This is a genomic window from Acinetobacter pittii, assembly GCF_022449185.1.
GTDB classification, from domain to species: Bacteria; Pseudomonadota; Gammaproteobacteria; order Pseudomonadales; family Moraxellaceae; genus Acinetobacter; species Acinetobacter pittii_I.
In genome coordinates this window covers 117,024-131,146 of the sequence record NZ_JAKUKO010000006.1, presented here as the reverse complement: position 1 = coordinate 131,146, position 14,123 = coordinate 117,024, and the positions used below count along the sequence as shown (strand labels likewise).

The following is a 14,123-nucleotide window of genomic DNA, read 5'->3' as shown; positions in this document are numbered from 1 at the left end:
AGCATAAAAATTAGTTTATAAACTTTGTCGATGCATTCATATAATGAGGGTTTTGCAATAATCGACTAAATAAAAAGACATGCCAATGCTGATTGTGCTGGTGAAAATACCCTTGGCAATATTCTTTTAGGTTTTCCTCCAAGTTTAAACTTTGAGAAAAAAAGCTTTTTTTATTAAAGTGTTGAATCCCCAAGACCTGATCAACAACCAATCCCACATACTGGTCGTGATGGCTAATACATAATACTTTTTGGGCAGACGAAAATGAACTTCGTTGCCCTGAAATAAAATGTGCTAAATCAGACACTGAAAGTAATCTTCCCCGAATATTTGCCAATCCCTTTACCCAACTTTGGGTATTTGGAACAGATGTATATTTTGGTGGATAGATAACTTCAGAGATTTCCCCAAGTGGTGCGACGAAGTATTGCCCTCTCATTTCAAAAGCAATTCCTGACCACCGTTCAGCTTCATTTTGGACTGAAGCGTAATTCTTGTTACCTCGTTTAGACAAACGAAGTAACTCGATAAATCCGTTCGCGGCCATACTCGATCCTATAAGACGGGCATACCCCGCCATTTATGCTTTTATGGTTGGATGAGTTAATTTAGATATTGTTTAATTACATCGATCAATTGCTTTTCTTCGATTGGCTTAATCAAGTAGTCAAGTGCGCCTTGACGCTTGCCCCATACTCGGTCGGTTGCTTGATCTTTAGTACTTACAATAACAACCGGAATATGTTTAGTGTCTTCATCACGAGTAATCTGGCGTGTTGCCTGAAAACCATTTACACCCGGCATGACTACATCCATTAATACTAAATCAGGCTGTTCTGCTTTTGCCAAAGTTACACCATCTGCACCATTAGATGCTTCAAGTACGTCATAACCATGCTTAGTTAAAATTTCTTTAAAACGAAAAGTTTCTGTTGGTGAATCATCTACAATAAGAATACGTGCCATTTCTTTGCCCTTAAATTACTTAATTATGAACTTACATGATTACGAATCGCATTTAGCAATTCATCTTTGCTAAAAGGTTTCGTCAAGTATTCATCTGAACCGACCACACGCCCTTTTGCCTGATCAAACAGACCATCTTTACTAGAGAGCATAATAACGGGAATGTTCTGATAATTTTGAGAGTTCTTAATCAGAGCACAGGTTTGATAACCGTCTAAACGAGGCATCATGATATCGACAAAAACAATGTCCGGATTTGCTTCTGCAATTTTGGACAAAGCTTCAAATCCATCCACAGCAGTAATGACTTCACAACCTTCTCGCTGCAATAGTGTTTCTGCTGTACGGCGAATGGTTTTTGAGTCATCAATCACCATTACTTTCAGATTTTGGAATGCATCTTCCATTTAATCTTCCATCCCCATAAATATAAAATATAAATGCAATTTAACTTAAATTTGTTTTTACACATTTATACGCATTTTTAACATATCTCACCTTCTATTTTCAATGAGGCATTTTTGTCTACTTTCTCATTTATAAACAATAACTTTTAACCTCATCACACTTTAATTAAAATTATCATTTTTTTTATAATGACTATATTTTTATTTAGCTAAATAATAATTAATATAATGAAGATTAAATATTTAAAAATAAGCGACTTAGCTATCTTTTTTGGGGATTTCAATGAATGCTAGGATGAAATATGCCTTTTACAGGAACTGCTTGTCTGTATCTATAAGCATTATTTCCTTCGGATCACTTTTTTTCTTATCCTCTAGTGTTGCTATTGCCGATACGCCTAAAGCGGTTTGGTATCGTTATTATGATCAACATGGTATTGCCAATATTAGTACATCGGTTACACCAGCCCATATTCGTTATGGTTATGAAGCTCTAGATCGTAATATGCAAGTGATAAAAAGAAACCATTCGTATAATGCTGAAGCTGATTTAAATCAATCAACTCAACGCGCATTATTAGCACGACATAAAGAACAAGATATCAAATTAAAAAAAGCTTATAGCAATAGTAAGACAGCTTTACTTAAAAGAGATCAAGCCTTAGTGTCTATAAAAAAGCAAATTAATTATCAACAAGAACAACTTAACCAATTACAACAAGACAAAATTTTATTTAAGCGTCAGGAAATGGAATATTTCAGAAAGGGAGAAAAGATTCCTGCGCATCATAAGACATTGATTGAAAACAATCTAAATAATATTAATCAAGTTAAACAGACAATTGAAAGACTTTCCAAGACCTATAATCGAACCAATAATGAGTATGAAAATATTATCGAACGTTTAAAAAAGCTTGAATAACGGTAAAGGTTTATCAAGAATAGGGGCAAAATAAAATTTGAATTATAGGATGATGCTGTATGCACATAATGCATCTCACCCCTTCTACTTTTTTTAAACTGAGTATTATTAGTTTATGTTTAATTTTAGCTGCATGTAATCAGCAAGAAACACCTCAAACCTCAGCCTCAGCGCCTGTAAAAATTGAGCTTATTCCTCAAGACCTTATTGCAATTAAACAAGGAGCACTTGACTCTCAAACTGCATTTACAGGAACTATCCGTGCGGTTCAACAAAGTTCCATTCAGGCGCAAGTAAGCGCAACAGCGACGAATGTCACTGCAAATGTGGGTCAACAGGTACAAAAAGGCCAAGTTCTGGTCAGATTGAATAATCAGGACAATGTTGCACGATTAGCACAAGCACGCGCCAACCTTGCATCAGCTCAGTCACAAGCTGAACTTGCCCGTAATTTGATGAACCGAAAACAAAGATTATTTAATCAAGGTTTTATTGCTCGTGTCGAGTTTGAACAAAGTCAGGTTGACTATAAAGGCCAGCTTGAAAGTGTAAAAGCACAACAGGCCAATGTTGATATTGCTAAAAAAGCGGATCAAGACGGAATTATTACTAGTCCAATTTCAGGTGTGATTACTAAACGCCAAGTTGAACCCGGCCAAACTGTTTCAGTTGGACAAACACTATTTGAAATCGTAAATCCAGATCAACTTGAAATACAGGCCAAGTTGCCAATTGAACAGCAAGCTGCACTTAAGGTCGGTAGTAACATTCAATATCAAATTCAGGGCAATTCAAAACAATTAAATGCAACGCTTACCCGCATTTCACCTGTTGCCGATCAAGACAGTCGACAAATTGAGTTTTTTGCTGCTCCTAAAGAAAAAATTGATTCGTTAAGTATTGGGGCTTTCATTAATGGAAATATTCTGCGCAAAGACACTCATCAAGGCCAAACCATTCCTTTAGATAGTATTCAAAATATGCAACATGACCCTTTTGTGTGGGTGATACGCAATCACACGATTCAAAAAGTGAAAATTCGTGTGATTGAACAGCGTTATAACGACAATATTGCTTTAGTCGAAGGTATACAAAGCGCAGATCTGGTCAGCCGTATTCAATTTGAAGATTCCGACATTAATAAAAAAGTGACGGTTACAACCGACAAAAATAAATAAGGTAGCAAATAGCGTATGTGGTTTACTCGAATCAGTGTGAAATACCCCGTTTTTACCATTATGATGATGCTCAGCTTAATGGTACTCGGGTTAGCCTCTTGGAAACGCATGACGGTTGAAGAGTTTCCGAATATAGATTTCCCATTCGTAGTGGTCACGACGCAATATACGGGTGCGTCGCCTGAGGCTGTTGAGTCAGATATAACAAAAAAACTTGAAGATCAAATCAATACAATTTCAGGAATTAAACAAATTACTTCACGCTCAAGTGAAGGCCTTTCAATGGTGATTGCCGAGTTTAATCTTGATACTTCTTCAGCGATTGCGGCACAAGATGTTCGTGACAAAATTGCACCCGTCACAGCGCAGTTCCGTGATGAAATTGATACACCGATTGTGCAACGCTATGACCCCTCCTCTAGCCCGATCATGTCAGTCGTATTTGAATCAAACAGTATGAGTCTGGCGCAATTAAGTTCGTATGTAGATAAAAAAATTGTACCTCAGCTTAAAACGGTTTCGGGTGTCGGTAATGTGAATTTATTGGGCGACGCTAAACGGCAAATACGAATAAAGGTTATTCCTGCACAATTGCAAAGCTACGGCATTGGTATTGATCAGGTCATTAACACCTTAAAAAATGAAAATATTGAAGTGCCTGCAGGGACCTTACAGCAAAAAAATTCTGAACTGGTTGTACAGATTCAATCAAAAGTTATTCATCCTCTTGGATTTGGTGATTTGGTGATTGCCAATAAAAATGGTTCCCCTATTTTTTTAAAACAAGTAGCAACCGTTGAAGATACTCAAGCAGAACTGCAATCAAGTGCTTTTTATAATGGAAGAACAGCGGTCTCAGTCGATATCTTAAAAAGCTCCGATGCCAATGTAATTAAAGTCGTCGATCAGACTTATCAAACGTTAGAGAAATTAAAAGATCAAATACCTGCAGGTTTAGATTACAAAATCGTAGCTGATAGTTCTAAAGGTATTCGCGCTTCAATCAAAGATGTTGTTCGAACCATTATTGAAGGTGCTGCTTTAGCAGTTCTCATTGTTTTACTCTTTTTAGGCTCTTTCCGCTCTACAGTTATTACCGGTTTAACCTTACCGATTACCTTGCTCGGAACCTTAACTTTTATCTGGGCATTTGGGTTTAGCATTAACATGATGACGCTGTTAGCTTTATCACTCAGTATTGGTTTACTCATTGATGATGCAATTGTAGTTCGGGAAAATATCGTCCGACATACTGAACTGGGCAAAGACCATGTGACCGCTGCTCTTGAAGGGACAAAAGAAATTGGTTTAGCTGTACTCGCAACCACGCTTACTATTGTGGCAGTCTTTTTACCCGTAGCCTTCATGGGTGGTCTGATTGGACGTTTCTTTTATCAATTTGGTGTAACGGTCAGTACGGCTGTTTTAATTTCAATGTTTATTAGCTTTACACTCGATCCAATGCTTTCAGCTCACTGGAAAGATCCTGTAAAGAAAAAAGATAATTGGCTACAACGTTTTTTTAACCATATTTCTAATTTGCTAGATCGGCTTACTCATGTTTATGAAAAGCTATTAAAGCTTGCTCTACGCTTCCGTTTCATTACAGTCATTGTTGCAATCGCTTCATTATTTGCTGCATTAGGGCTATCGAAACTGATTGGAACCGAATTTGTACCTACACCAGATAAAGGTGAAGTCCGTATCCAGTTCGAAACCCCTGTAGATTCTTCTTTAGAATATACCCAAGCCAAATTACATCAGGTCGATCAAATTATTAGACAATTCCCTGATGTGGTTTCTACTTATGGCGTGGTTAACAGTGAAGTAGACTCTGGTAAAAACCATGCTGGTTTAGGGGTGACCTTAAAGCCAAAACAAGAACGTAGCTCAGATCTGAATACACTCAATAATGAGTTTCGTGATCGTTTGCAAACTGTAGCGGGTATCCGGGTAACTTCTGTTGCCGCAGCACAAGACTCTGTCTCTGGCGGACAAAAGCCAATCATGATTTCTATTAAAGGATCTGACCTAAATGAACTACAAAAAATTTCAGATCGTTTTATCGCTGAGATGGAAAAAATTAAAGGCGTAGTTGATTTAGAAAGTTCATTGAAAGAACCTAAACCGACTTTAGGTGTTCATATTAATCGCGTGCTAGCAAGTGATTTGGGCTTATCTGTTTCCCAAATTGCGAATGCCATTCGACCATTAATTGCGGGCGATAATGTCACTACTTGGGAAGACCGTGATGGTGAAACTTATGATGTGAATTTACGTTTAAATGAAAATAAACGTATGCTTCCGCAAGATGTACAAAATTTATATATCAACTCTAATAAAACCAATGCAGCTGGACAAAATATATTAGTTCCATTGAGTGCCGTCGCAACGACCGAAGAAAAACTGGGGGCTTCGCAAATTAACAGACGTGATCTTGAACGTGAGGTTCTTATTGAGGCAAATACCTCAGGTCGCCCGAGTGGAGATATTGGTCAAGACATCGACAAAATGCAAAAGGCGTTTAAGCTGCCTGCGGGCTATACATTTGATACGCAAGGGGCAAATGCAGACATGGCTGAATCTGCTGGATACGCATTAACAGCCATTACCCTATCAATTGTATTTATTTATATCGTGCTAGGTTCTCAGTTTAATAGCTTTATTCATCCCGCAGCAATTATGGCCTCTTTACCTTTGTCATTGATTGGTGTTTTTCTTGCCCTATTCTTGTTCCAAAGCACGCTAAATCTGTTTTCGATTATTGGTATTATCATGCTGATGGGGCTTGTCACTAAAAATGCGATTTTGCTGATCGATTTTATTAAGAAAGCGATGGATCAGGGGGTGAGCCGTTATGATGCTATTTTACAAGCTGGTAAAACCCGTTTACGTCCAATTTTGATGACAACAAGCGCTATGGTGATGGGGATGGTTCCATTAGCTTTAGGTCTCGGCGAAGGCGGTGAACAAAGCGCACCAATGGCTCATGCTGTTATTGGTGGTGTGATAACCTCTACACTATTAACTCTTGTCGTTGTACCCGTCATTTTCACTTATCTGGATGACTTGAAAAACTTTATGCTGCGTCAAACTAGACGATTCATGTCATAATGCAGCGATTATCGTATAATCTGCGTTTTTATAACGCTTAACTTTTAGGACTTTTTCCATGCGCGCAAGCCGCTTTTTATTTGCAACGTTGAGAGAAACCCCAAATGATGCTGAAGTGATTTCACACCAGCTCATGTTACGTGCGGGGATGATTCGTAAATTGGCATCTGGTTTATATACATGGCTGCCGATGGGAACACGTGTGCTTAAAAAAGTAGATGCGATTGTTCGTGAAGAAATGAACCGTTCAGGCGCGATGGAAGTATTCATGCCCGTGACTCAACCCGCAAGTCTTTGGGAAGAATCAGGTCGATATGAACAATATGGTCCTGAGTTATTACGCTTTAAAGATCGTCATACGAACCCATTCGTACTTGGGCCAACGCATGAAGAAGTTATTACAGATATGGCGCGTAACGAATTAAAAAGTTATAAGCAGCTCCCTGTAAACTTCTATCAAATTCAAACCAAATTCCGTGATGAAATTCGACCACGTTTTGGTGTAATGCGTTCACGTGAGTTCATCATGAAAGATGCTTATTCTTTCCATGCAACTCAAGAGTCATTACAAGAAACTTATGATGTGATGTACGACACTTATAGTCGTATTTTCACTCGTTTAGGTTTAGATTTCCGCCCAGTACAAGCAGATACAGGTTCTATTGGTGGTTCAGCTTCACACGAATTCCACGTATTGGCTGCAAGTGGTGAAGATGACATCGCATTTTCAACTGAATCTGATTATGCGGCAAACGTTGAAATGGCTGAGGCTGTTTTAGTGGGTGAACGTGCAACACCGACACAAGAATTTAAATTGGTTGAAACACCAAACCAAAAAACGATTGATGATGTTTGCCAATTCTTAAATGCTGATCCAAAGCAATCTGTTAAAGCATTATTGGTTCAAGGCGTTGCTGATGAAAAAGGTAATGTTCCTGTCGTTGCTCTATTTGTACGTGGCGACCACGAACTTAATGAGATTAAAGCTGAGAAGCATCCTTTAGTTGCTGCGCCTCTTACTTTTGCAACTGAAGAACAACTTCAAGCATTTGGTTTAACTGCTGGCTTTACAGGTCCACAAGGTTTAGTCGAAAAAGGCTTAACTGTAATTGTTGACCGTGCTGCATCTGTTCTTTCTGACTTCGTTGCTGGTGCAAATGAAGCGGATAAACATGCGGTTGGCGTAAACTGGGAACGTGATGCACAAATTAGCGAAGTTTTTGACCTACGTAATGTGGTTGAAGGCGATCCATCTCCAGATGGCAAAGGCACACTACAAATTAAACGCGGTATTGAAGTAGGTCATATTTTCCAGCTTGGTACTAAATACTCTGAAGCTTTGGGCTGTAAAGTTCTAGGTGAAGATGGCAAACCATTTACAGTAACCATGGGATGCTACGGTATTGGTGTAACACGTGTTGTTGCAGCTGCAATTGAACAAAACTACGATGACAAAGGTATTATCTGGCCTCAAGCTATTGCACCTTTTGAAATTGCAATTGTTCCAATGAATGCGCACAAATCACCACGTACTCTTGAAGCAGCAGAGTCTCTTTATGCAGAACTTCAAGCTCAAGGTTTTGATGTGTTACTTGATGATCGTAACGAACGTCCAGGTGTTAAATTCTCTGACCTTGAATTGATGGGTATTCCACACCGTATTGTAATTGGTGAAAAAGGTTTGGATGCTGGTACTTTTGAATACAAAGGCCGCCGCGATGCTGAAGCGAGTAATTTAACTAAAGAAGAGCTTTTAGCTAAATTAGTGCGTTAATAAATACATAAATAAAAAAGCAGCTTTTAGAAGCTGCTTTTTTATTTCAATTTTTATGCTTGAACAGTTAAATCCTTGATAGTCGTGGATGAACCATTATTTTTAACCGACTCAATTCCTTTATCACGTGAAGCTTCGCTCGCATAGAACTGGCTCGTGCCAATAATCTGATGATTTGCAGCTTTTAAATTGAAATAAGGTTTCCCATTCTTTGCAGTTAAACGCTCATATCGGGCATCATCACCACTGTTTTTCTGAATTGACTCAATACCATTTACAACAGAAGCTTTTGCCTTATATAGCTCACTATTTAAAATAGGTTCACCATTTCCTGCCTTTAAGATAAAGCGGTATTGTCCATCACTTGCTTGTGAAATTTCGTACCATCCTGCCATAAAAACCTCATTTTTTTGTTGGTGTGGGTATGACTTTCGTTATTATTCTGGACGAAAGTTATTTGTTATTAATGACAATATAAAGGCGTAAATATCCGTTGAACAGCCCATTTTTTATACTTTTTCGTAATAAAATTATAATGATGTTAGGAATTTAAAAAGCAGAGATATAGACATATATCTCTGCTGAAATGTAATAATAATTAACAGTTTAAGCTTTTTTTACAAATTCAGATTTTAGTTTCATCTGACCAATACCATCAATTTTACAATCAATATTGTGACCATCACTTGCGTCTGGCACTAGGCGAATCGTTTTTACCTTTGTCCCTACTTTAACGACTGAAGAAGAACCTTTAATTTTTAAGTCTTTGATTACAGTGACGCTATCACCATCTGCCAAGACGTTTCCGTTTGCATCTTTAATAATTTCTTGTTCTTCAGTTGCTGATGCTTCTCCTTCTTTCCACTCATGTGAACATTCAGGACAAATCAATAAGTCGCCATCTTGGTAAGTATATTCTGATTGGCATTTTGGGCAGTTTGGCAAAGACATGAAAAAAATCTCAAAAAGTATATTATGCGAGAAATGACTCATTTTTTAAAGTTTTAAATAATAGACTTTTACCAAAAAAAAATTTATATATTCATTTTGAGTTTTTATTTAATAAATATTCCTTCAAAATAATTGCGTGATTGTTTTCAACATCTTTGGCTGAATATAAAAGTGTGATCGTATTCTTCAATGCGATTTGTTGTAGCTCTTGAACTGCGGAATTTGTCTCAAGCTCTTTTAAATAGCGCTGTTTAAACTCGTGCCAATGATCTGGTGTTGCAGCATGAAACCATTTTCTAAGCTCGGTCGATGGTGCTATTTCTTTTAGCCACAAATCTAAGTGGGCATTCTCCTTACTAATTCCCCTACTCCATAAACGGTCAACCAATATTCGCTTTCCATCACTAGGCTCAGCATTTTCATAAATTCTTTTAATTTGGATATTCATCGTTTTTCTCTGCATATAATTTATATTTTAGAATTATTCTATATTTTATTTTGAATAAAACTCAAAAAGAAAAAGTGAGCAGAAATAAATCTGCTCACTTTTCTATGTGACTCTAAAAAATAACTTTTTATTGATCTGGAATTTCAGCTTCAATCAATAAAGTAAGCAAAGATAGGGACTCTTGCCAACCTAAGTAGCAGGCTTCTACAGGAATAACTTCCGGTATTCCTTCTTGCGTAATATGCACTTCTGTACCTACCAATACGCTTTTGAATGTAATAGTAACTTGCATAGTTCCGGGTAAATTTGGGTCATCGAATTGATCGTTGTAGCGAATTAGTTCATTTGGAACTAATTCAACATATGTTCCACCAAAAGCATGTGTTGAACCTGTTGAAAAATTGGTAAAACTCATTTTGTATGAACCACCAACATTTGCATCAAAACTATGAACCTTAGCAGTAAAACCGTGGGGCGGTAACCACTTGACTAAAGCATCTGGATCTAAAAATGCACGGTAAACTCGCTCGGCTGGAGCCTTAAACACGCGATGAAATTTCACTGTACCTGTTGCCATCATATTCTCCTTATTTTAATTTCCTTAAAATTATTGAAATTATGGCTATTAGCTTAAACCTTCCGATTTATCCGAACGTATATTTTTGGTGTTTTTTAAACAAAAAAGCCAACTTCAGGACAAACTCAAATTACGAAAACTATGGCTGATTTTTTAGTAAAAATGGAGCAAAATAGTCAGCAATCATAAAGAAACATATTGAATTTGAGATTAATCATGAGTCTGCTCGCTTTCTCCTCATATGCTTTAAACGGTGTAGATGCACAAAAGTTTTTACAAGGCCAAGTTACTGTAGATACTGAACGTTTAGCTGAAAATACAACTCGCTATACAGCGATTTGTGATCTTAAAGGTCGTATTCACTTTGGCTTATGGCTAAAGAAGATTAATCCTGAAAGTTTTGAAATTGTAGTTACTCAAGATCAAGCTGAAGAGTTTGCCAAACATATTAAAAAGTATGGTGCCTTTTCAAAAATGACCTTAAGTGAACAAGGCATTGTGTTCCCAAAAGTTGTGAATCATCAAACTGAATTCACTACTGTTGAAACTGATATTTCAGAATGGCAAAAACAAGCTATTATGACTGGTCAAGCTTGGATTACACAGGCAACTGAACATGAATTCCAGCCACAAGAATTACGTTTACATCAACGTGAAGGTGTCAATTACGATAAAGGTTGTTACTTAGGTCAGGAAATTGTGGCGCGTCTTTGGTTTAAAGCAAAACCAAAACACTGGTTACATCTGGTTCAGGGTACAGGTGAAGCGCCTGCTTCAGCAACTCAATTAAATAATGATGTTGAAGTCGTTAATAGTATTGCAAATGATGAAGGCTATCTTGCTTTAGTTGTTGCGAAACCTGCTGCTCTACAAGAGTTGGGGCTTCAAGTTCTTGAGTTGCCAGAAGCTTTAAGTGGCGACGTTGCAAGACCACAATAATAATTTTTATTAGCTCGAACTGCCCACTGCTAAGTTAGTGGGCTTTTTTATAGATACAAAACACTAATGATTTCATTAGATTAGAACGTCAATTTTTTAAGCTTTATATGCCATCATTAGCCCTGTTGAAATTAAAGAGAAAAAAGATGAAAACTAAACTTGCTACACTCATCTTGAGTCTGGCTATTTTCGGTTCTGCTCATGCTGATGTTAAAACACTTGAACAAAATCTTAAGACGAATTATCCCGATTTGCCTGTAAAAGGTGTTTATCAATCGCCTGTGCAAGGTATTTATGAAGTGTATACAAGCGGCCGCATTGTTTATACTAATCAAGATGCGAAGTACTTTTTTGTTGGTAATTTAGTCGACATTAAACAACAAAAAAATATGACTGAAGAACGTATTGCCGAACTGGGCAAAATTGACGTTAAAAGTTTGCCATTAAATCAAGCGATTAAATATGTAAAAGGTAAAGGCGAACGTACGCTCTATGTCTTTAGTGACCCAGATTGCCCATATTGCCAGCGTCTAGAACAAAATATGGTTGGGGTTGATAACGTAACCGTATATGTGTTCCTTTATCCTCTTACTAGTTTGCATCCAAATGCTGAAAAAGTTTCAAATCAAATCTGGTGTTCAAAAAATCCGGCAGAAGCTTGGACAAACTATATGCTTAATCGCAAATTGCCGACTAATAGCAAAAGTTGCTCAAGCCCAATTCAGAAAAATATTGCTTTAGGTCAAAAATTAAATATCGATGGAACACCTACCCTGTTCTTGCAAGATGGCCAAAGACTCTCTGGCGTACCAACTGATGCCAAGCAAATTGAAGCATTACTCCAGTCAGCAAAATAATAATATTACCCACTCCATTATATGAATGTGAGTGGGTATTTTTTCTCCACAATTTGCCCAAAGTGCAGTGCTTTATATACAAATCGGCTGTTTACTTTCAGCAATCAATATTTATGATGAGAAATTGAAACTCTTTCATGCATCAATGGATTGATGTAGCTACGAAGTAAAAGGTTAAAAAGAAATGAAGAAATTACTAATCGCAAGCCTAATCACTCTTGCAAGTGCATCAATTTTTGCAGCTGATAACACAGCGACTGCTGCTAAAACCGATGTTTTTAAACAAGCTGAACAACTCTACGCAGCAAAAAATTACTCTGCCGCATTTCAAGAAATGCAACGCCTTGCCCAATCAGGTAACGCCCAAGCTATTTATAACTTAGGCTATATGACTCAAATGGGCCAAGGTACAGCAAAAGACTCTTCTAAAGCCCTAAAATATTATGAGGATGCTTCAAATAAAGGTTACGCCCAAGCGAGTTACACCCTTGCACAAATTTATGAGACTGGTGAATTGGGCGTTGCCAAAGATAGCAACAAATTCAGTCAATATATTCAAAAGGCATCGGCGCAAGGTTCTGATGATGCAACTGTGAAAATTGCGACCATTTTATTTGCTCAAAAAAAACCACAGTCACATCAAATTGCCCTTCAAAAATTAGCGCCTTTAATTCGAAAAGGAAACTACCCTGCTATTCAGGTCAAAGCACTCTATGACATTAGCCAAGGTGTTGAAAATAAAAATCCTTTAATGAAACGCCAAGGTATCGAAGCTTTACAGTCAATTGCTCAAAAAGGCTATGCGCCTGCGTCTATGGCTTTAGCCACCATGATGGCGAATGGCAATATCATTCCGCAAAATCTACCGCAAGCTAAAAAGATCTTTACTGAACTCGCCAATCAAAATGTGCCTAACGCTAAAGAGTCTTTAGCCTCGGTTGATAAGATTATTGCAGAAAAGAGCAAACAGGCTGCAAATGCTCCCGCACAGCCAGCACCGAAAAAATAATCAATGATTAGCCCCTTATGGGGCTTTTCTTTTACCACCACAAAGCAATCAGCCAGCTCACCCCAATAAAACCAACAATTGTACTAATCATAAGCGGGGTTAAGGCTTTTTCATTTAAGCCATAAGCCTGTCCAAAAATTCCGAAAGCAATCGGCATTGGTAAAGCAGCGATTAATGTTCCTGCGTAAAGCATTTCACGGCTTACATTTGGAGTTATTAAAAAAAGTGCAAAAATAACAGATGGCATTAGCACAACTTTAAAGGTCGCTAACAAAATACTTTCTATATTTACCGTTGTGATTCCAATACCTACTAAACTTCCGCCAATTGCAAACAAAGCCAAAGGCGAAGCTGTACGTCCAAGTAACTCTAGAGACTGATCGAGCGTCGCAGGAAGATTAACATCTAAAAGAATGCATCCCATTCCAACCAAAATCGCGATAATGACAGGATTCTTGAGTAAGTTTAAAAAGGTCTGTTTTAAAAGTGGCAAAAGACTTTGTTGTTGATGTAAACCAGCTTCGGCCAAAATGAGCATCAGCGCCACAATCAATAAATTTTCAATAATAAGTGTTAAAGAAATATAGATCGCAGCATGATTACCTATCAACATGGTTAGAATAGCTGTTCCCATAAATCCAGTATTGGACATAGATGCGCCCATCGAGATGACGGCGCTATGAGTTAAGCTATTTTTAAAATATTTTCGATAGAGAATAAAAGCTAAGAAAAATAAAATTAAGGACCCACCGCCATAAGCAAGAAAATAAGCTGGGTGCCAAATGTCTTGTAAGTTTTTATTTGCCAATGAGTGAATTAAAAAAACTGGTAAGGAAATTTTAATTACAAATGCGCTAAGTGCCCTGATTTGTTCAGGCGTTACCAATTTGATGAGGACACAAACATAACCCATCAATAGCAATATCAAGATAGGTAAAATAACCTGAAAAACCACTGACCGTCCTCACTTAGCGAAAGAAA

Annotated in this window: 15 protein-coding genes and 1 pseudogene; 8 read left to right on the top strand and 8 right to left on the bottom strand. The window is 37.5% G+C overall.

Features of this window, described 5'->3' with window-relative positions:
- Positions 1-10: 10 nt before the first annotated feature.
- From pilI to pilG, 3 genes are read right to left on the bottom strand one after another with little or no spacing between them, the layout of a single operon-like run.
- A complete protein-coding gene (pilI, locus tag MKX14_RS14040; RefSeq protein ID WP_046811935.1) occupies positions 11-547 on the bottom strand; it encodes a chemotaxis protein CheW in 537 nt (178 codons plus the stop codon).
- Positions 548-603: 56 nt separating this feature from the next.
- The gene (gene pilH, locus MKX14_RS14035; RefSeq protein ID WP_046811934.1) at positions 604-966 is read right to left on the bottom strand and encodes a response regulator; all 363 of its coding nucleotides are present in this window, start codon (positions 964-966) and stop codon (positions 604-606) included.
- Positions 967-989: 23 nt separating this feature from the next.
- Complete coding sequence (pilG, locus tag MKX14_RS14030; protein ID WP_000389061.1) at positions 990-1,373, bottom strand: twitching motility response regulator PilG; 384 nt, start codon at positions 1,371-1,373, stop codon at positions 990-992.
- Positions 1,374-1,656: 283 nt separating this feature from the next.
- On the opposite strand from pilG, the gene MKX14_RS14025 reads away from it, so the two are divergent.
- From MKX14_RS14025 to proS, 4 genes are all read left to right on the top strand, one after another.
- Positions 1,657-2,295, top strand: a complete 639-nt coding sequence (locus tag MKX14_RS14025; protein ID WP_240282745.1) for a hypothetical protein — start codon at positions 1,657-1,659, stop codon at positions 2,293-2,295.
- A gap of 68 nt (positions 2,296-2,363) precedes the next feature.
- Positions 2,364-3,473: an efflux RND transporter periplasmic adaptor subunit gene (gene nolF, locus MKX14_RS14020; protein WP_240282796.1), complete on the top strand. Its 1,110-nt coding sequence runs from the start codon at positions 2,364-2,366 to the stop codon at positions 3,471-3,473.
- Positions 3,474-3,488: 15 nt separating this feature from the next.
- A complete protein-coding gene (locus MKX14_RS14015) occupies positions 3,489-6,587 on the top strand; it encodes an efflux RND transporter permease subunit (protein ID WP_240282744.1) in 3,099 nt (1,032 codons plus the stop codon).
- Positions 6,588-6,645: 58 nt separating this feature from the next.
- The gene (gene proS / locus MKX14_RS14010) at positions 6,646-8,361 is read left to right on the top strand and encodes a proline--tRNA ligase (RefSeq protein WP_240282743.1); all 1,716 of its coding nucleotides are present in this window, start codon (positions 6,646-6,648) and stop codon (positions 8,359-8,361) included.
- 53 nt (positions 8,362-8,414) lie between these two features.
- Here proS and MKX14_RS14005 read toward each other — a convergent pair whose 3' ends face one another.
- From MKX14_RS14005 to MKX14_RS13990, 4 genes are all read right to left on the bottom strand, one after another.
- Entirely contained in the window at positions 8,415-8,756 is a 342-nt protein-coding gene (locus MKX14_RS14005) for a YegP family protein (protein WP_240282742.1), read from the bottom strand.
- A 211-nt stretch (positions 8,757-8,967) separates the two neighbouring features.
- Positions 8,968-9,312: a zinc ribbon domain-containing protein YjdM gene (gene phnA / locus MKX14_RS14000; protein ID WP_002116259.1), complete on the bottom strand. Its 345-nt coding sequence runs from the start codon at positions 9,310-9,312 to the stop codon at positions 8,968-8,970.
- 91 nt (positions 9,313-9,403) lie between these two features.
- Complete coding sequence (gene yeaO, locus MKX14_RS13995) at positions 9,404-9,760, bottom strand: DUF488 domain-containing protein (RefSeq protein WP_046811945.1); 357 nt, start codon at positions 9,758-9,760, stop codon at positions 9,404-9,406.
- A gap of 127 nt (positions 9,761-9,887) precedes the next feature.
- Complete coding sequence (locus MKX14_RS13990) at positions 9,888-10,340, bottom strand: SRPBCC family protein (RefSeq protein WP_080759709.1); 453 nt, start codon at positions 10,338-10,340, stop codon at positions 9,888-9,890.
- 38 nt (positions 10,341-10,378) lie between these two features.
- Here MKX14_RS13990 and MKX14_RS13985 point away from each other — a divergent pair.
- The 4 genes and pseudogenes from MKX14_RS13985 (at position 10,379) to ybeQ (ending at position 13,142) form a co-directional block, all read left to right on the top strand.
- Positions 10,379-10,494, top strand: a pseudogene (locus MKX14_RS13985) (hypothetical protein).
- Between the two features lie 59 nt (positions 10,495-10,553).
- A complete protein-coding gene (locus MKX14_RS13980; RefSeq protein WP_240282741.1) occupies positions 10,554-11,276 on the top strand; it encodes a YgfZ/GcvT domain-containing protein in 723 nt (240 codons plus the stop codon).
- A 146-nt stretch (positions 11,277-11,422) separates the two neighbouring features.
- The gene (locus tag MKX14_RS13975) at positions 11,423-12,133 is read left to right on the top strand and encodes a DsbC family protein (RefSeq protein WP_240282740.1); all 711 of its coding nucleotides are present in this window, start codon (positions 11,423-11,425) and stop codon (positions 12,131-12,133) included.
- Between the two features lie 184 nt (positions 12,134-12,317).
- A complete protein-coding gene (gene ybeQ, locus MKX14_RS13970) occupies positions 12,318-13,142 on the top strand; it encodes a tetratricopeptide repeat protein (protein ID WP_199992968.1) in 825 nt (274 codons plus the stop codon).
- A gap of 31 nt (positions 13,143-13,173) precedes the next feature.
- On the opposite strand, the gene mdcF is transcribed toward ybeQ, so the two are convergent.
- A complete protein-coding gene (gene mdcF, locus MKX14_RS13965; RefSeq protein WP_240282739.1) occupies positions 13,174-14,097 on the bottom strand; it encodes an AEC family transporter in 924 nt (307 codons plus the stop codon).
- Positions 14,098-14,123: the final 26 nt, after the last annotated feature.